19 protein-coding genes are annotated in these 17513 nt (G+C 70.8%); 13 read left to right on the top strand and 6 right to left on the bottom strand.

Translation table 11 applies throughout. The features are described 5' to 3' along the window. Position 1: 1 nt before the first annotated feature. The 5 genes from ABT294_RS18455 (at position 2) to ABT294_RS18435 (ending at position 5287) form a co-directional block, all read left to right on the top strand. Positions 2–2572 (top strand): DUF7737 domain-containing protein, encoded by a 2571-nt coding sequence (locus ABT294_RS18455; RefSeq protein ID WP_350807043.1) that lies wholly within the window; start codon positions 2–4, stop codon positions 2570–2572. Between the two features lie 122 nt (positions 2573–2694). Then, positions 2695–3237, top strand: coding sequence for a helix-turn-helix domain-containing protein (locus ABT294_RS18450; RefSeq protein WP_350807040.1), 543 nt, complete (start codon positions 2695–2697; stop codon positions 3235–3237). Between the two features lie 3 nt (positions 3238–3240). After that, a complete protein-coding gene (locus ABT294_RS18445) occupies positions 3241–3603 on the top strand; it encodes a hypothetical protein (protein WP_350807039.1) in 363 nt (120 codons plus the stop codon). Further along, positions 3600–4493 (top strand): ABC transporter ATP-binding protein, encoded by an 894-nt coding sequence (locus ABT294_RS18440; RefSeq protein ID WP_350807037.1) that lies wholly within the window; start codon positions 3600–3602, stop codon positions 4491–4493. The genes ABT294_RS18445 and ABT294_RS18440 overlap by 4 nt, the downstream gene beginning before the upstream one ends. Continuing rightward, a complete protein-coding gene (locus ABT294_RS18435) occupies positions 4490–5287 on the top strand; it encodes an ABC transporter permease (protein ID WP_350807035.1) in 798 nt (265 codons plus the stop codon). Before ABT294_RS18440 ends, ABT294_RS18435 begins: the two co-directional genes overlap by 4 nt. A 76-nt stretch (positions 5288–5363) precedes the next feature. Here ABT294_RS18435 and ABT294_RS18430 read toward each other — a convergent pair whose 3' ends face one another. Continuing rightward, positions 5364–6386: a glycoside hydrolase family 113 protein gene (locus tag ABT294_RS18430; protein WP_350807034.1), complete on the bottom strand. Its 1023-nt coding sequence runs from the start codon at positions 6384–6386 to the stop codon at positions 5364–5366. Between the two features lie 131 nt (positions 6387–6517). On the opposite strand from ABT294_RS18430, the gene ABT294_RS18425 reads away from it, so the two are divergent. Beyond that, the gene (locus ABT294_RS18425) at positions 6518–7153 is read left to right on the top strand and encodes a TetR/AcrR family transcriptional regulator (RefSeq protein ID WP_350807033.1); all 636 of its coding nucleotides are present in this window, start codon (positions 6518–6520) and stop codon (positions 7151–7153) included. On the opposite strand, the gene ABT294_RS18420 is transcribed toward ABT294_RS18425, so the two are convergent. The 3 genes from ABT294_RS18420 to ABT294_RS18410 form a co-directional block, all read right to left on the bottom strand. After that, the gene (locus ABT294_RS18420; RefSeq protein WP_350807030.1) at positions 7115–8626 is read right to left on the bottom strand and encodes a DHA2 family efflux MFS transporter permease subunit; all 1512 of its coding nucleotides are present in this window, start codon (positions 8624–8626) and stop codon (positions 7115–7117) included. The two genes, ABT294_RS18425 and ABT294_RS18420, sit on opposite strands and share 39 nt — an antisense overlap. 173 nt (positions 8627–8799) lie before the next feature. Beyond that, complete coding sequence (locus ABT294_RS18415) at positions 8800–9147, bottom strand: ArsR/SmtB family transcription factor (protein ID WP_350807029.1); 348 nt, start codon at positions 9145–9147, stop codon at positions 8800–8802. Continuing rightward, complete coding sequence (locus ABT294_RS18410) at positions 9144–9590, bottom strand: SRPBCC domain-containing protein (protein WP_350807028.1); 447 nt, start codon at positions 9588–9590, stop codon at positions 9144–9146. The genes ABT294_RS18415 and ABT294_RS18410 overlap by 4 nt, the downstream gene beginning before the upstream one ends. A gap of 94 nt (positions 9591–9684) precedes the next feature. Here ABT294_RS18410 and ABT294_RS18405 point away from each other — a divergent pair, with 94 nt between their 5' ends. The 4 genes from ABT294_RS18405 to ABT294_RS18390 all read left to right on the top strand — a co-directional run bounded on the left by ABT294_RS18405 (position 9685) and on the right by ABT294_RS18390 (position 11943). After that, positions 9685–9819 carry a hypothetical protein gene (locus ABT294_RS18405; protein WP_350807027.1) on the top strand — a complete coding sequence of 45 codons (135 nt, stop codon included), beginning with the start codon at positions 9685–9687 and terminating at the stop codon, positions 9817–9819. 104 nt (positions 9820–9923) lie between these two features. Beyond that, on the top strand, positions 9924–10787 hold the full coding sequence (locus ABT294_RS18400; protein ID WP_350807025.1) for an alpha/beta fold hydrolase: 864 nt from the start codon (positions 9924–9926) through the stop codon (positions 10785–10787). Between the two features lie 455 nt (positions 10788–11242). Next, positions 11243–11641, top strand: a complete 399-nt coding sequence (locus ABT294_RS18395) for a hypothetical protein (RefSeq protein ID WP_350807024.1) — start codon at positions 11243–11245, stop codon at positions 11639–11641. Then, positions 11638–11943 carry a winged helix-turn-helix domain-containing protein gene (locus ABT294_RS18390; RefSeq protein ID WP_350807022.1) on the top strand — a complete coding sequence of 102 codons (306 nt, stop codon included), beginning with the start codon at positions 11638–11640 and terminating at the stop codon, positions 11941–11943. The genes ABT294_RS18395 and ABT294_RS18390 overlap by 4 nt, the downstream gene beginning before the upstream one ends. Positions 11944–12416: 473 nt before the next feature. On the opposite strand, the gene ABT294_RS18385 is transcribed toward ABT294_RS18390, so the two are convergent. Next, the gene (locus ABT294_RS18385) at positions 12417–13256 is read right to left on the bottom strand and encodes an alpha/beta fold hydrolase (RefSeq protein ID WP_350807019.1); all 840 of its coding nucleotides are present in this window, start codon (positions 13254–13256) and stop codon (positions 12417–12419) included. 145 nt (positions 13257–13401) lie between these two features. Here ABT294_RS18385 and ABT294_RS18380 point away from each other — a divergent pair, with 145 nt between their 5' ends. Then, the gene (locus ABT294_RS18380) at positions 13402–13845 is read left to right on the top strand and encodes a helix-turn-helix domain-containing protein (RefSeq protein WP_350807018.1); all 444 of its coding nucleotides are present in this window, start codon (positions 13402–13404) and stop codon (positions 13843–13845) included. Between the two features lie 101 nt (positions 13846–13946). On the opposite strand, the gene ABT294_RS18375 is transcribed toward ABT294_RS18380, so the two are convergent. Next, on the bottom strand, positions 13947–14984 hold the full coding sequence (locus ABT294_RS18375) for an aminoglycoside phosphotransferase family protein (RefSeq protein ID WP_350807017.1): 1038 nt from the start codon (positions 14982–14984) through the stop codon (positions 13947–13949). Here ABT294_RS18375 and ABT294_RS18370 point away from each other — a divergent pair. Together ABT294_RS18370 and ABT294_RS18365 are read left to right on the top strand one after the other, a co-directional pair. Further along, entirely contained in the window at positions 14983–16710 is a 1728-nt protein-coding gene (locus ABT294_RS18370) for a histidinol-phosphate aminotransferase family protein (RefSeq protein ID WP_350807092.1), read from the top strand. The genes ABT294_RS18375 and ABT294_RS18370 overlap by 2 nt on opposite strands. Further along, complete coding sequence (locus tag ABT294_RS18365; protein ID WP_350807016.1) at positions 16707–17513, top strand: phosphatidate cytidylyltransferase; 807 nt, start codon at positions 16707–16709, stop codon at positions 17511–17513. The genes ABT294_RS18370 and ABT294_RS18365 overlap by 4 nt, the downstream gene beginning before the upstream one ends.

Raw genomic sequence — 17513 nt, 5'->3', positions numbered from 1 at the left:
GGTGGAGCGATCCGTACCAGAGATCTACATCGACGTCGTCCGCGAACAGCGCGAGGCGCTGTGGCGGCTGGTGGACCAGGCGCGGGTCGCGGCGAAGGCCGGCGACCTGGCGGGCCTGCGGGACACCGCCGAGGAGATCCGGCTCCGGATCAAGCAGGGCGACGACCAGACGATCGGCAACCTGGCGCCGCACGTGGGCGATATCGTCGCGGAGGTCGACGAGCTCTACGGCGCCGCCTTCCCGGTCGACCGGCCGGACGACATCACCGGCCTGCTGGCCGCGCCGTGGCCGACGGCGCACCGGAAAGCCCTGCTCGCCACGTTCCTCGGATGCGACGTCCGGCACCGGCTGCTGCTGGACGAGGTGGCGGAGCGGGCCATCGCCACTACCGACACCCACCTGCTGCGGGTGCTCGTCTCCACCCCGCTGGGCACCCTGCGCCGGGAGACCGTGGCGCGGATTCTCGACACGCTGCACCGGGCCGGCGCCCTGGACGCCACCGTGGTCGAGCGGGCCTTCACCGACGACCGCTACCTCGGCCACGCCATCGTCGGCCACTCGCCGACCGGCGACGCGACCAGCCCGCCGCTGGCCTGCGCGGACGCCGTACGGAAGCACGTGGACGCGCTGACCTGGCGGCTCGTCTCCGCTCCAGCCCCGGCCGACTGGGACGAGCTGCCCAAGGTGCCGGTACCGCGCGGCCTGAGATTCGTCCGGGCGGCGCTGACCTGGCACGGCGACCAGCGGGTGGCCGACCACCTCGGCGTGGCGGAACTGACCGACGAGGACCGCGCCGCCCTGCTCGACCTGTTGCGGGAGCGGCCGGTGGAGGAGCAGCGCCGGGCGTTCGGATGGCGGCTGCGCGCGGGTGACGCCGACGCGTTGCTACCGCTGTTCGGCCTGGCACGCGCCGCGCCGTTGCTGCGCCTGATCCGGGCGATGCCGGTCGGCGAAGCCACCCGCCAGGACCGGGCTGTCCTCCTCGCCGCGATCGAGGACGCCGGCGCGGACGCCGCCCGGCGCCTGCTGGAACTCGAACCGAACGAACTGGTCTCCGCGGTCATGGGGTGGAACCGCGCCCAGGTGCTGAAGCGCGTCAAGCACAACGCGCTGCAGGGTATCGCCGCGTTCGGGATGCTGCCCCTCGCCCCGGACGAGACGGTCCTCGACCGCTACCTGGCGGTGCGCGAGTCCGCGAAGAAGGGCGCCAAGCTCGGCCCCAACCGCAGACACAGCCACGCCGCCGCGATCGCGGTCGCCCTCGACCACTTGGCGCAGGTGGCCGGCGTCCCGGAGGCGAGCCGTCTCGAATGGGACTGCGAGGCGCGCATCGCCACCGAGACCCCCACGGAGGCGGAGGTCGGCGACTACCGGATCGCGTTGCGGTTCGACGGCGCCGACCCGGCGATGACGGTCAGCCGGGCAGGCAAGGCGCTGAAGTCGGTGCCGGCCGCCGTCCGCTCCGACCCCGGCTACCAGGAGCTGCGTGGGCACCAGGAGCGACTGCGGGACCAGGCTCGCCGGATGCGGACCGGGCTGGTGGAGCGGCTGGTCGCCACCGCCGGGACACTGGCGCCGGACGAACTGGCCCGGCTGCTGACGCTGCCCGCCGGTGCGGCGATGCTGCCCGCGCTGCTCTGGCGGGACCGAGCGGGCGTGATCGACCTGCTCGACCAGGTCGACACCACCGGCCCGGTCACCGCCGTCCACCCCGTCGAACTGCACGAGCGGGGAGTGCTCGCCGACTGGCAGGCGGAGATCGTGCGGCGTCGCCTCCAGCAGCCGGTCAAGCAGGCGTTCCGGGAGTTGTACGTGCTCACTCCCGCGGAACGCGAGGCGGGCGACGTGTCGCTGCGGTTCACCGGTCAGACGGTCAACGGCAAGGTGGCGGGCCAGTTGCTGTCCGGCCGGGGCTGGTTCACCCACGGCGAGTACGACGACCACCAGGCGACCCGCGCCGTCGGCGACAACCTCATCGCTGCGCTGCGCTGCGACTTCCACGGCTACTTCGGGATGGGGGACGTCCTTGTCGGTGAGATCCGCTTCCTGACGGGCGGCCACCGTGACCCGGGCCGTTACGGCGCCCCGACCGGCTCGGGCAGCGTCGGCGGCACACCGGTGCCGCTGGTCGACGTGCCGCCGGTGGTGTTCTCCGAGGTCATGCGGGACCTGGACGTGGTGGTGTCGGTCGCCGGAACCGAGCCGGAGGCGTACCTGTCGCCGGCGCAGGCGGCGAGCCGGGCGCGGGTGCTCGCGGCGCTCATCGCCGACCTGGGGCTGGCCCGGGTCACCGTCGAGGGGCACTCGGCCGTGGTACGCGGCACCCGGGCGACCTACCGGGTGCATCTGACCAGCGGCAGCATCCACCTCGACCCGGGCGGCCACCTGTGTGTGGTGCCCGCCTCGTTCGGCGCCACGGCGCACCGGCGGCTGTTCCTGCCGTTCGCCGACGAGGACCGGATGACGAGCATCATCCTGAGCAAGGTGCTCCTGCTCGCCGAGGACGAGAAGATCAGCGACCCGTCGATCCTGACTCAGCTCGACTCCCTCACGGGCAAGGCCGCCACCTGACGTGGCCCAGCACGTGAAGTCCCGGTAGTGGAGGACGGGGTCTGATCGTCTACGGTCAACCCGCCGGGCTGGGGCTCGCCACTGGCGTGCATTCTCATTATCGATAGTGATAATGTCTTCCCGTGAGTACCTCGACTGAGCGCTGGGCCGAGCTGGCGCTTCATCCCGTGCGCATCCGGATCCTGGCTGCCGTGGCAGGCGCTCGCCGTACGGCCTCCGATCTGGCCGACCTGTTGCCTGACGTGCCGCAGGCCACGCTGTACCGGCAGATCGCCACTCTCGCCAAGGCGGGCATGCTGGAAGTGGTGGAGGAGCGCAAGGTCGGAGGCGCGACCGAGCGGGTGTACGCGGTGCCGGAAGGCGGAGTGACACCCACCGCCGAAGCGCTGGCCTCGACCTCCCCGGAGGAGCACGCGCGCTATTTCACCGTGTTCGTCAGCAGCCTGCTGTCGGAGTTCTCGCGCTACCTCGCCAGGGAGCACCTCGACCTGGTGGCCGACGGCGTCGGTTACCAGCAGCTGGTGTTGCACCTGGACGACGAGGAGTTCATCCGGTTCGCGCAGGGGTTCGCCGAGCTGGTGCAGCCCTTGCTCGCACACGAGCCGGGACAGGGCCGCACGCCTCGGTTGCTGGCGACGATCCTCCTTCCTCTGACGAAAGGCTGACCCGTGGCAACGGTCATGATCGCTGAAGATTTGATCACTATCGAGTTCGGCCCGTGGGAGCGCTTCTTCATCGGGCGTGCCCGGCACACCGTGCCCCTGACGGCGGTACGGCGGGCGGCCGCCACGGATCAGCCGCTGCGTGTCCCGCGCGGCCCGCGCAAGGGACTGACGGTGTCGGGCCGCACCAAGATCGGCGTGTGGGGCGTCTTCGGAGGACCGCGGCAACTGGTCGCGGTCAACCGCCACCTGCCCGGGTTGCACCTGCTGCTGGATCGCGCGAGCTCTGGCGACGAGTTCGACGAGGTCGTCGTCTCGGTCCCCGACGCCGACCGCCTCGTTGAGGCCGTCAGGGCGGTGATCGCGTGAGCGGCATCGAGGTGCGCGACCTGAGCAAGAGGTACGGCCCGGTCACCGCCGTCGACGACCTCAGCTTCACCGTCAGGCCGGGCGCGGTCACCGCTTTCCTCGGCCCGAACGGCGCAGGCAAGACGACGACGATGCGCATGATGGTCGACCAGGTCGCGCCCACGTCCGGCAGCGTGACGATCGGCGGGCGCCGCTACCGCGACATCCCGCGTCCGACCACCGTGGTGGGGGCGGTCTTCGACGCCGCCTCCTTCCACCCGCACCACTCGGCCAGAGACCATCTGAGGATCTACGCCGCGATGGGCGGATACCCCGGCGACCGCGTCGAGGAGCTGCTCAGACTGGTCGGTCTGGCCGAGGCCGCCGGGCGCAGGACGGGCGGCTTCTCCACCGGCATGCGGCAGCGGCTCAACCTGGCCACCGCCCTGCTGGGTGATCCCCGTGTCCTGCTGCTGGATGAGCCGAGCAACGGCCTGGACCCCGAGGGCATGGCCTGGCTGCGCTCGTTCCTGCGCGGTCTGGCCGATGACGGACGCACCGTCCTCGTCTCCAGCCACGTGCTGAGTGAGGTGCAGCAGGTCGCCGACGACGTGGTCGTCATCAGGCAGGGGCGGCTGCTGACCGCCGGTCCGCTGCACGAGCTGTCCCGTACGGCGCAAGCCGTACGGGTAACCACCCCTGACGCCACCAGGTTGAGCCGGATCCTGGCGCGCGACGCCGACCTGGTCGAAGCCGGCGGCCCGCAGGGCCTGCGAGTGCGCGGGCTCGACCCCGCCCGGATCGCCGACCTGGCCGCCGCCCACGGGCTGCGCATCCACGGCCTGACCACCGAACATCCCAGCCTTGAGGAGCTCTTCCTCGACCTGACCAGCGAACGGACCCGCACATGAGGCCCCTGATCCACGCGGAGTTCCGCAGGCTGCTGGCGACCCGGATGTGGCTGGGGACCCTGCTCGTGGCCGCCTTGCTCGGCGGCGGCCTGATCGGCCTGCTGGCCATCGTCGGCCCGGAGAACTTCCAGCCCCCGATGCCGGGGCTGCACACCGAAGCCGGGGTGCGAGCCGTTCTCGGATTCCTCGGATTCACCGCCTTCATCCCCGCCGCGATCGGCACCCTGGCGGTGACCTCCGAGTACCGGCACCGGACCATCAACTTCACGTTCCTGTTCGCCCCGGATCGCTGGCGGGTGCTGGCCGCCAAACTGATCACGTACGGCCTGGCCGGCATGGTCTACGGACTCGTCCTGTCGGGCAGCGCCGCCGTGGCGTTGTTCGGCGCTGCCGCGACCCGCGGCGTCAGCCTGGGCCTGCCCGCCGGGACCATCGTCGAACTGCTGGCCCGTCTGGCGGTCGCGATGGTCACCTACATGGTGCTCGGCGTGGGCATGGGCGCGCTGATCCGCCACCAGGTCGCGGCGTTGGGCGTGGTGATCGGCTACCTCTACGGCGGCGAACTGCTGCTCGTGATGATCCCGGGCGTCCGCAATCTGTATCCGTGGCTGCCCGGCGGCGCGACCGCGGGGCTGACCGACTTCACCGCGGTGTCCGACGCCCTCGCCCAGCAGCTGTCCAGCGAACCCGTCCGGCTGTTGCCTCCTGTGGCCGGGGCGCTGGTCCTGCTCGGGTACACAGCGCTGGCGATCGCGGTGGCGCTGGTCAAGCCGATGCGCCGGGACGTCGTGTGACCCGATGGGGACCGGCACCGCCAGACCGGGCAGATCCACGGCGTCGCTCCGCGCGGGATCGGCGCATGTCGCGGTCTCAGTGCTCCCGGTAGTAGTCGGCGAGGGCGTCGAACGCGGCCTTGGGCTCCCATGGCAGGTCGGGGTAGGTGGCTCCGAGGCGGTCCTCGAAGACCTTGACGATGCCGTAGCTGGCCAGGTCCAGGTCCTCGCGGGGGTCGCCGTCGGGGCGGTGCAGGTGATCGTACAGCGCGAAGGTGAACACGAAGGTGCTGTCGACGCCTCCGGCATCGAAGACCTCCAGCAGTTCGCGTAGATACGCGGCCTGACCGGCCTCGTCTCGGGCGTACTCACCGTTCAACCGCACAGGTCCGCGGGCTTTGTCGTACTCGACGACCTCCAGACCGTGAGCGCCCCGCTCGCCCGCACCGTGGTAGCCGGCCGCGCCGAACTCGGTGATCGCGACCGGCTTTCCCTGCTCGACGAGGCCACGGACGCCGTCGGCGAAACGATCGGCGATCTCGGCCGACCGGTAGAGATCCACGGACATGATGTCGAACGGCGCCCAGTCGACGCGCTCAAGCGGTACGGAGGCGTAGGTCACCTTGCCGCCGAAGCGCTCGCGGACGAGTGCCACGGCTTTGCCGAGGAAGTCGTTGACTCGTCCGCTGACCTCGCCGATCTGCTCGCGCAGGCGATCTGGCCGACGCAGCAACTCGATCCGCTCGTCTGTGCTGTCGCCGGGCAGGAATCCCTTGTTCATCAGGCTCAGCTCGGCGCCGGTGACGAACACGACCTCGGCTCCCCGCCGCCTCAGCCGCTCCGCGCGCGCCGCGCAGTCGGCGAGCAGCGACAGCATCTCGTCGGCGGTCAGTTCGAGAGGGTAGGGCGAGAACCAGACCTCGAGGCCGAGGTCGGCGGCGTACTCCGCCGCGAGCTCCAGCCGTTCCGGATCACCGCCCATGACGCGGACCGCGTCGCAGTGCAGATCGTCACGGATGATGCGCAGCTCGCGCTCGACCACCTCCGGGTCGAAGAGCTTACGGGAGGTAGTGCCGTTGTGGACGAAGCCGGTGTCGTAGCTGATGCCTTTGGCGCGCATGGTGTCATCCCTGCTTCCAGCGAGATATTTACGGTACTCGCCGTACCCTAGTTGCTGCAGACCAGGGATGACAACCAAGATAGGAAGGTACGACCGGTACCGCTTCCAGGAAGGGCATGGTGCGCGATCCGATGAGGCAGCCAGGTGCCGGGCAGACGCGGCGACGCGGAGCCGCACTGGAGGAGGCGATCCTGCGTGCCGCGGTGGACGAGCTCACCGAGTCCGGATACGCCGGTTTGACCATGGACAAGGTCGCCACCCGCGCCGGCACCAACAAGAACGCCATCTACCGCCGCTGGCCGAACCGTCTCGCACTCGGCATCGCCTCCTATCGGCAACTGGCCACGACGATTCCACCCCCTGACACCGGCAGTCTGCGCGGCGACGTCCTCGAGCTGCTCCGTCAGGCGAACCGCCACTGGAGCTCCCCGCTCGGCGCGATCCTGCGCGAGCTGCTCTCCGCGGCGGGCGGCGCGTCGGAACTCCTGGCGCAGCTGCAAGACCAGTCCGGCGACGCCGTGGCCGCCCCCTGGCTGACCATCCTGGGACGCGCGGTCGCACGCGGCGAAGCAACCCCCGAAGCGCTCCATCCACGGGTCGCCACCGTGGCCATCGTCCTGCTGCGCAACGAGTTCGTCGTGCGCGGAGTCCCTACCGCGCCCGACGACGTCCTCGTCGAGATCGTCGACGAGGTGTACCTGCCTCTGGTGCGGCGACGCGGTCCGACCCTAAGCTCGCCTCCGCCAGAGGCGGCGTCCAGCACGTAGAGGCAGCGGGCCCGCCGCGGCCCCGGCGTCCACGCCTTCGAACAGTGCCGCCGCCCGCGCGGCGGTGTCCGAGGCCCAGCGTCCGGTGCTGAGCAGCCCCAGGATCAGGATGCCGACGCCGAGCCCGAGCACCATCCACCACACGCCGTGCTCCGCGGTGGTGTAGGCCGTCCCGCCGTGGGCCGGGGCCGATCCCACGGTCGTTCCGGCGATCGCGACGCCGAGGGTGGTGCCCGTCTGCCGGCCGGCGGAGGCCAACGAGGTGGCCACCCCGGCCATCGAGCGAGGCATTCCGGAGACCGCCGTGTTGGTGATCGGCGGGTTGACGGTGCCCAGGAAGATGCCGAACAGCAGATAGATCGCGAGCACGGCCGGCAGCGGGGTGGCCGGTCCGAGCCAGATCGACGCACCGCCGCCCAGCGCCAGCGCGGCCCCGGAGACCACCAGCGGCAGCCTGGGACCGTGCGCGCCGACCAGCCGGCCGGTGCGCGGGGAGAGCACCACGACCAGCACCCCGACCGGGAGCAGGCACAGCCCGGCCGTCAGCGCCGACAGGCCGCGCACGTCCTGCAGATACTGGGTGGTCACGAACAGGAACGCGCCGAACGCGCACAAGGCGAACAGCGCCATCACGATCGCCGAACTGAACGGCACGCTGCGAAACAGGCGCAGTTCCAGCAGCGGATCGGCGCGGCGTGGTTCGTAGCAGAGGATGCCCAGCGCGCCGAGCACGGCGACGGCGAGCAGGCCGAGGATGACCGGCGAGGTCCAGCCCGACCATCTGGCCTCGGTGATCGCGAAGACGAGGCTGCCCAGCACCAGGATCATCAGGGTCTGGCCCACCGGGTCGAACCGGCGCGCCCGAGCGGCGCGGGACTCGGGCACGAACAGCGCGGTGCACACGATCGCGGCGGCCACGATCGGCACGTTGATCCAGAAGATGGAGTGCCAGCCGAAGCCGTCGACCAGGGCTCCTCCGAGGATCGGCCCCAGCGCCAGCGAAAGGCCGGTCATCGAGCCGAACACGCCGATGGCCCTGGCTCGCTCAGCCGGGTCGGGGAACGTGGTGGCGACGATCGCCATCGCCACCGGGTTGAGCATCGTGCCACCGACGGCCTGCAGCGCACGCGCCGCGATCAGCCAACCGATGCTCGGCGCCAGGCCGCACAGCACCGAGCCGAGCCCGAAGGCGGCCAGACCGACCTGGAAGACGCGCCGACGGCCGACCCGGTCGGCGGTGGACCCGGCCAGCACCAGGAAGCCCGCCAGCACCAGGGTGTACGCGTCGACCGTCCACTGCAGGCCGGACACCGAGGCGTGCAGGTCGCGACGGATCGTCGGCAGCGCGACGTTGACGATGGAGATGTCCATCACCACGACGACCACGCTGGCGCAGCAGATCGCGAGCACCAGGAGCCGGCGGCGTCGGCTGAGCTCGCCGGCCGTGGTCTGGGGCAGCGTTGAAGAACTCATGACCACGACGCTCGGGCTTGGAGCGTGCTCGAAGTCAAGCCCGGGCCCGCTCGCGCCGACCCCCAGGCGGCCCGCGCACGGCGTTCCTGGCGCTGCGGGCGGACGGCTCGCCCACTGGCGGACGCGGCGATGCCGTCCAGTTCCCGTAGCACGACGGCAGATCACGCCACGTCCTATGAGCGCGAATCGCGCTCCGCTGCCTCGGCGATGCGCTTGATGGTCGCCAACCGGCGATCCCAGTCGGCCGCGAGCGCGGCCATCCACTGCGCCGTCGCGTCCAGCGCAGCGGACCGCACCGCGTATCGCACCTCGCGTCCGACCCGGGTGCTGGAAACCAGCCCGGCGGCGTCCAGGACGGCAAGGTGCTTGACCACCGCCTGCCGCGAGACGGGAAGCCGTTCGGCGAGCGTCGTCGCGGTGGCCTCGCCGTGCGCGGCGAGCAGATCAAGCATCTGACGTCGCGTCGGGTCGGCCAGCGCGACGAGGACGCTGTCGACGGCGCCGTGACGCTCGTCCGTCACGCGTGCGCCTGTTCGGCGCGCGTCTTGAGCGCGTCGAACACCTGAGGCCAGCCGCCGGTGTTGTCCTTGACCGCCTGCTGGCGCAGTTCCTCGGACGCGGCCAGCGCCGCGAATCCGCTCTCGACGACGCGGAGCCGCGTCTTGTCGCCTTCCGGGGTCAAGGTGAACTCCACGAGGGTGCTGTTGTCCTCGCGCAACTCTTCCCCGGGGAACGCGCTGGCCCAGCGGTACGCCACGTACGTCGGCGGCTCGACCTTCTCCACGCGCACCGGGAAGTCGCCGTACTCGGCGTTCTTCGCCACCATCGACTCGCCTTCCTTGGCCACGGTGCCGGCCAGGCTCGCCGGGTCGGCCACCCAGAACCCGGGTTCGGTCACCAGCGACCAGACCCGCTCCAGGGATGCCGCGATCAGGGTCTCGCGTTCGATCCGGTCCTCGCTCATGTGGGGGCTCCTTCGCTTTCGTCGTTTGATGCAACCCTAGAGTTGCACATCGATCCCTCCAGGCGCAACCCCAGAGTTGCACTTCGCGGATGTAGTGGCGATCGAAGACCTCGACCATCACGGCGCCGCTGCCGTCGCGCACCTGCCGGCGACGATCAGGCGGGAGATTGCAGCTGCCGCTCTGGAACGTCAGGCGCTCGAAGAAGGCGCAGCCGCCCACCGTCGTTGAGCACGGCGACGCCGATCACCGGCGCGCATGTCGAGGGCGAGCACGAGCTGCGCCTCTGGCGAACGTCCTCACCCCACGGCCGCGCCCCGCGGTAGCGTCCCATCATGCTGATCATCGACGACGTCAAGATCGCCTACGAGGAGGCCGCTCCAAGGACCCCGGCGGGCACTGTCGTCCTCGTGCACGGGTCAGCTGCCGATATGCGCCTGTGGGACCACCAGTTCCGGGCCCTGTCGGAGACCTATCGCGTGATCCGCTACGACTGGCGAGGGTATGGCCGTTCCGGTGATGCCGAGGGCGAAGTGTGCCACCACGAGGACCTGCTCGCCGTGATGGACGCGCTGGAGGTCGAGCGGGCGGCGCTGGTCGGCAGCTCGGATGGCGGCAAGTACGCCACCGAAGCCGCCCTCGCCGCCCCCTCCCGGGTCGCCGCGCTCGTCCCGATCTGCTCGAGCTTGACCGGTCACGTGTGGCCGCCGGAAATGCTGGATCAGGCCCGCGAACGAGTCCACACCTCAGTCCCCGCCGACCGCCTGGCCCGCTACCGTGCGGGCACCGCCGACCACGTGCACCCGGAGGACGTCCGCGCGATGGCCGAGGCCCACACGCTCTGGCAGGTCGCGGGCCCCGACCGCGGCCGCGACGCCCTCACCGACGAGGCGTGGGAGGCCGCGGTGGAGATGTGCCGCCTGATGTTCGAACGCTCCTGGACCGGCCCCAGGTCCACCCAGCGCCTCCTTGCCCCACCCGCCGCCACCCGCCTGCACGAGATCACCGCCCCGACCCTGGTGATCAACGGCCTGTCGGACGTGGCCGGCATCCAGGAGGTCTCGTCGCTGCTCGCGACGGGCATCCCCGGCGCCCGCCGCATCGACCTCCCCCAAACCGGCCATCTACCACCGCTCGAGCGACCGTCGGAGGTAACGACGGCCCTGACGACGTTCCTTCCAGCCGTCTTCAACCACTGACTGTGGACGATCATCTCCCGGCCCCGACCACTGACTGACTTCGGGCCTCAACGGGCCCTGTCGGCCAAGGCCGGGAGGTGCTCAGGACTTCGAGATCGCCGGTGGAGTCGACACCCGCCAGGACACACTCCGCGGCCGCGATCGACTCAGTCGGCCGGGCGCTGGGCACCGAGCAGGTCCCGGCCGGTGGGCCGCGGCTCTGCTGTCGGAGACGTCGCCGTTGCCGAGGACGGGGCGTGAACAGCCCATTCAAGTGATACGCCGGTCGACCCCCCAGACCTGTCGTTGTGGGCTTCACTCGCGACGGCGACGAGACTGCGGGCGGGTGCGCCGGCGCTGAGGGTGTCAGGGAGTCTTGCCCGGGTTGAATGCGGCCAGGAGGGCCGTCGCTGCGGCTCGGGCGTCGTGGGCCGCGGCACCTGTGTTGTCGACCAGGCCGCGCCGCCCTTCGTGAAGTGGACCGCGCGCAGGGCACCGTACGGAAGTCCAGTCGGCGGGGCGCGTACTTCTTCCTGGGGATGTGGCTCGGAGCCACCGGCTACTGGCTGGCCACGCTGCTCGGCCCCGCGACGGTCCAGGATTACGCCCCTCTGGCGCTCGGCGTCCTTACCGTGGTCGGCGGCGTCTACATCTTCCGGCAGCGGGTCTACGATCGGCTGCACTCCCGGCTCTCGTTCCCTCTCACCTGGGTGTTCGTGGGGACGACCGCGATCGGGGCGGTCTACAACATGTTCCTGCACCCGCACGAGCCAGGCCCGCTGTGGACGGTGGCCGATGTACTGGTCGCACTGATCGCGACCGCTCCCCTGCTGTACGGTGCGGTGCGCGTGTTCCGCTCCACGGGTGACCGGTGAGCCATCCACGGCACACGCTCGACGAGATCATCCACGCTCCGGTGCGACTGTCCATCATGGCGACGCTCGCGGCGGCGGAAACGGTCGAGTTCGGCTTTTTGAGGGACACGATCGAGGTCAGCGACTCGCTGCTGTCCAAGCACATCAACACGCTGGAGAAGGCCGGCTACGTGCAGGCGACGAAAGGCTTCGTCGGCAAACGCCCCCGAACCTGGCTGGCGCTGACCGACGAAGGGCGCAACGCCTTCCAGATTTACACGTCCATACTTCGGCAGATCACGGAGGGCACCCGTCGCGCCTGAGACACAGAAACGACTTGTCTCAAGCGGAGACTCCTTCAGCGGGTGGAGGGACAGTGCGGGCGGGGCCGTCCAACGAAGCAAGCGACCTGGGCGACAGCAGACGGCCGATCCGGGTCAGCCCGATGCGCAGGCGCGAGCGCCCGTAGGCGATCCGGTCATCCGGCGAGGACGAAAAGCCGTAGCCGTCGGCGTAGGTCCGCGCGCCGGAACCGCTGGTCAGTCAGGTCCCGGGAGCAACCTGCGATCAGGCGCAGGACCTCCCTCAAGGCATGGGAAGGTCCACCCGCCGCCCCAGTCCGAACTCCTCCGCCTCATCGTCCGTAACCATGGCGCAGCCGGTCGTCGAGCCGCGCGACGGCGCGGGCGAGACAGCGCTGGCAGGGACCGAGCGCGGCGGAGGGGCGCACGTCGGGGGCGGCTTCGACACGCTCGTTGGGCCGCCGAAGCGCTGGCACCTGACCATCAACGCCGGGTCAGGCGCGGAGGAAGGCCAGGATGGAGTCGGTCTGGTCGAAGATCGAGTGCCCGACTCCGGGCAGGAGCCGCACGGTCGCGTGTGGGACGCACTGGCGGATGCGCTGGGCGGTGTCGGCGGAGTCGAACAGGGCGTCGCGGTCGCCGACCGTCACCTGCATCGGCAGGGTCAGGCGGCGCAGCGCGTCGCCGGAGAACCTGGGCAGCTGCGCTGGGCGTGGCTTGAACTGAGTGAAGGTCAGTACCAGATCGTCGAGGACGGATTGGTCCTGCAGCTTTTCCAGTCCCGCGACGGATCGTGCGGACCGGCGTATGCCCCGGCGCCCGAACAGGCGGAGTAGGACGGCCTTGAACAGCCAGGCCGACTTGGTCCTGCCCACGCCGCCGGGGCACATCAGGGCCAGGCGGGTCACCCGGTCGGGCCTGCGGGTGGCGTAGTCCAGGGCCATCCAGCCGCCGAGTGAGATGCCGACGATCGGAGCGCTGGTGATGGCGAGGGCCTCCAGCACGTCGTCGAGCCACAGGGCGTAGGCGTCGGAGTCGAGGGGCGGGCGGGAGGGTGCGCTCAGGCCTGGTTCGCCGATGAGGTCGACGGCGTAGACGCGGAAGTGCCGCGACCAGGTGGTGACGTCGTTCCGCCACATCGTGGCGTTCGCCCCCGAGCCGTGCAGCAGGAGCACGGGGGGCGCTTGTTCGGGGCCGGAGGCGATGACGAAGGTCTCGCCCTGGCGGGTCGGCACGTGGATGTGCTCGGCGGGAACCGGCCAGGCGCGCAGCGCCTCCCGGTATCGGCGCTGGATCTCACTCGCGCCGGCTTCGGACTTGTAGATCGTGCTCATGACGCGAGCACTGTCTTGTTATACACAAACACACCCTAACCTTCCCTATCAAAGGGAGCAACAGGGAATGTAGATGCACTCCTTCTTCCCTAAACAGCCCGTGTCACGTGCTACCTTGGGGAAGCACGAGGAACCCTTACCGAGGATGGCGGCCGTGGTACAGCAGTTCTACTCGGTGGATCAGGTGGCGGGCCTGCTCGATCTCCACGTCAAGACGGTTCGGGCCTACGTACGGGACGGGCGACTCAAGGCGACGCGGGTCGGCAAGCAGTACCGGATCGCCCGGGAGGATCTGGAGGCGTTCACCGGCGCGCCCATGTCACCACCTCCCGCCCAAGAGGCACTCCACGCGGAGGTGTCCAGCATCGTGCAGATCGACTCGATCGACCGTGAGGCGACGATACGCCTGACCAACACGGTCCTGGCCCTCGTCCACGGCCGCCACAGACGCGACGGCGGTGACCACCTACGCGTCGAGACCGTCTACGACGAGCAACGGGCCACCCTGAAGATCATCATCCTGGGCGATCTGGACACCACGGCGAACGTGCTCCGGGTTGTCGACACGCTGATCAGCCAGCCGGCGTGAACAGCCCGACCACCGCCTCGCCGGTGGCGTTCGTGCACCACCGGTTGCGGGGCGAGCCGATCCACACCAGCCCTCTACCGGGACGACGTCGACGTCTGAACTCAGGCAGCTGACTTGTCCGCCAGGATGCGCTCCAGGGTGCGTCGGCCCATCCGGCTCATGACCGGGTTGCTTTCGACGTAGTACCAGACGACGCCCATCGCCTGGACGAAGGCCCACGCTCTGCCTCGCTCCCATTCAGTGTCGTCGCTCCGAAGGTCCTCGCGGAGCACCTGCCGCGGCCCCGCCTCGAGCAGATGCCAGGCACTCACCAGATCCAGAGCAGGGTCAGCCGGCCCGAAGCCGCCGACGTCGAGAATCCCGGCGAGCCGACCAGCGGACACGAGCACGTTGCCGGGAATGAGATCGCCGTGGGTCATCACGTCGGCTGAGTCGCGCGGCAGGCTTCGAAGGGTCGCCCACAAGCGACGAAGCCGGGGAACGTCCAGGAGGTGTTCGCTGTGCCTGAAACAGGTTTCCATCCACCCGTCGTGGGAGTGAAGCTCGCCTCCTCGGCCGTTGCCGGCGAACGTGCGGCCACGCGTGTCGATGGCGCGCAGGTCACCGATGAGGTCGGCCAGGTCGTGCGCGAACGCGACTGATGCGCCCGGGTCCTCGTCGGTGGCCACGTCGCCGGGCAGCCACGTCTGCGCCGCCCACGGAAGCGGGTAGCCCGCCCCGGGTTCACCGAGTGCGACCGGCTCGGGCGTGCGAAACCGCGTGCGGCCCACCAGCTCGCGGGCCGCTTCCGCTTCGGACTCCAGCCAGCGTCGCGTCGCGTCGACGTCCCCAGGCTGCAGAGGGAACCGAGCTGCGAACCCGTCGCCGACGCGGAAGATGGCGTTGACCGTCCCCTGGACGGCGATGCTCCTGACAGGCAGGCTCCGCCACTCGGGGAACTGGTCATCCACCAATGCGCGGACCGTCTCGGGTGACACCGTCAGCTGGTTGGCGTGCATCTTCACGCCGAGAGCGTTTCGCGTCCCGGCCTTCGACCGCAACGTGTTTTCGGTCGGGCAAGCCTCATGAGCCGGCAGGCCGGAACGGGCGCGGGCTCGGCGGCCGATGCCACCTCCCGATAGCGTGAAGAGCGTGACCATGGTCGATGATGAGCTTGAACTGCGGCTGTCGTCGGAGACGGACCGTGACTGGATCTACCGCCTGCGGCACGAGGTGTACGCGCGGGAACTCGGCCAGCACTCCCCCAATCCCGCCGGGCTGCTCACCGACGACCTCGACGAGGGCAACGTCTACATCGTGGCGGCTCTCCACGGCGAACCGGCCGGGTTCATCAGCGTGACGCCGCCGTGGGCGGGCCGCTACTCGATCGACAAATACCTGCGGGGAGACGAGCATCCGGCGCTGCGTGAGGACGGCCTGTTCGAGATCCGGATCCTGACCGTCGATCCGAGCCGCCGCGGCGAGATGATCGGCAAGCTGCTCATGTACGCGGCGCTTCGCTGGGTGATGGCGCACGGAGGCAGGAGCATCGTGGCCCTGGGCCGGGTCGGGTTGCTGCCGATGTATCTGGGGCTGGGGCTGGCGTCCACGGGTGTGGCGGTGCGCTCAGGGGCCGTCGACTTCGAGCTCCTGACCGGCGACGTGGCCGAGCTCACCGATCGGACCCTGCGACAGTACGGCCCGCTGCTGCGTGATCTTCGGCGGACGGTCCGCTGGCGGCTGGAGGTCGCCTTCCTCCCCGAGGACGAGTCGTGCGCGCACGGCGGCGCCTCCATCGAGGCGCTGGGCCGGGGGTTCGACACCCTGGACGCGCACCGCGACGTGGTACCCGCCGACGTGCTCGACGCCTGGTTTCCGCCGGCCCCCGCCGCGGTCGCGGCCCTGACCGACGGGCAGCGTTGGATCGCGCGGACCTCTCCGCCGGCGCAGGCCGGCGGGCTCATCGAGGAGATCGCACGTCGCCGGGGCGTCCCCGAGGACGCCGTCGCCGTCGGCGCGGGCTCGTCCGACCTGATCTTCCGGGCGTTCCGCGGCTGGCTGGACGCCTCCAGCCGGGTGCTGCTGATCGATCCCTGCTACGGCGAGTACGCGCACGTCGTCGAGCGGGTGATCGGCTGCCGCGCCGACCGGTTCCCGCTGCGTCGCGAGGAGGGCTGGCGGATCGACCCGGAACGTTTCGCCCGCGCCCTGCGGGAACGCTACGACCTGGTGGTCGTCGTCAACCCCAACAATCCGACCGGGGTGCACCTTGACGCGGCCGAGCTGCGGGAGGTGCTGGCGGGCGCGCCGGGCGGGACCCGGTTCTGGATCGACGAGGCCTACGTCGGTTACGCCGGTGCGGGGCAGTCGCTGGAGCCGTACGCGGCAGCGGCCGACAACGCCGTCGTGTGCACGTCGCTGTCCAAGATGTACGCCCTGTCGGGTCTGCGGGCGGCCTACCTCACCGCGCCGCCGCGGCTCGCGGCCGAGCTGCGGCGCTGGACCCCGCCGTGGGCGGTGAGCCTGCCCGCCCAGATCGCCGCGGTGCACGCACTGCGCGATCCGGCGTACTACGCCGCCCAGTGGGCGCAGACGGTGGTGCTGCGTGCCGAGCTGGCCGCGGCGCTCACCGCGATCGGCGCGGATCTGCACGTCAGCGAGTCGGTGGCGAACTTCGTGCTGCTCACGCTGCCCCGGGGCGGGCCGGGCGCGGCCCAGCTCGTCGACCGGTGCCGGCGGCAGGGGGTGTTCCTGCGAGACCTGTCGCCGTTGTCCCCGGCGTTCGAGGGCAGGACGGTGCGGATCGCGGTGCGCGACGCCGCGGCCAACGCCCGGGTGGCGGTCGCCGTCGCCGAGGCGCTGCGCGTCCCGCTTGGCGTGGCGTGATCGAGGTCGCGGACCTGGTCCCCTATCTCGCCGGCGCGCTGCTCGTCGGCGGCATCGCCGCCGCGCTGTCCAGACGGCGGGAGTACGTGCTGCGGTGGTGCGCTTGGGCGCTGGGCGTGCCCATCGTGGTCGCCGCCCTGTACGTCGGCCCCGGCGGTGCGGCCGTCCTTGCCGCGGCGGCGGGTGTGGCGTGCGCCCTCGAGTACGGCGGGCTCCCCCGGCTCCCCCGGCTGGACCGCGCGGTGCTCGCCGTCGCCGTGCCGGTGGCGCCTGTGACGGCCTGGCTGGCCCCCGGCCAGTTGCCCCGGGTGCTCGTCCTCACCATCGTGGCCGTTGCGCTGGTCCCGGTGCTGGCCGGTGACGCGGCCGGCGGGCTGTCCCGGCTGTGCTTCGGTGTGCTCGGGGTGATCTGGTTCGCGCCGCTGGTCGGCGTGGTCCTGCTCGGCCCGGCCGTCCTGGCGCTGTTCGCCGCGGTGTCGATCGCCGACATCGCCGCCTCGTTCGGCGGCCGGCTGCTGGGCGGGCCGTCCCTTTCCCCGCTGTCGCCTGCCAAGCGCTGGAGCGGGCTGCTGGCCGGGGCCGCCGCGGGCCTGGGCACGCTGGCCGTCCTGGGTGCGCTCACGCCGGCCTTGGCCGTCGCGGTGGCGGTCGGTGCGCCGCTGGGGGACCTGCTGGAGTCGATGGTCAAGCGAGGTGTCGAGGCCAAGGACTCAGCCTCCTGGCTGGCGGGTGCCGGTGGGCTGCTCGACCGGCTCGACTCCCTCCTGCTCGCCCTGCTGATCGCCCTGCTGCTCAGCCGGTGA

It is taken from the genome of Nonomuraea sp. NPDC000554 (genome assembly GCF_040300065.1).
GTDB lineage: Bacteria > Actinomycetota > Actinomycetes > Streptosporangiales > Streptosporangiaceae > Nonomuraea.
This window is presented reverse-complemented; position numbering and strand designations above follow the sequence as displayed.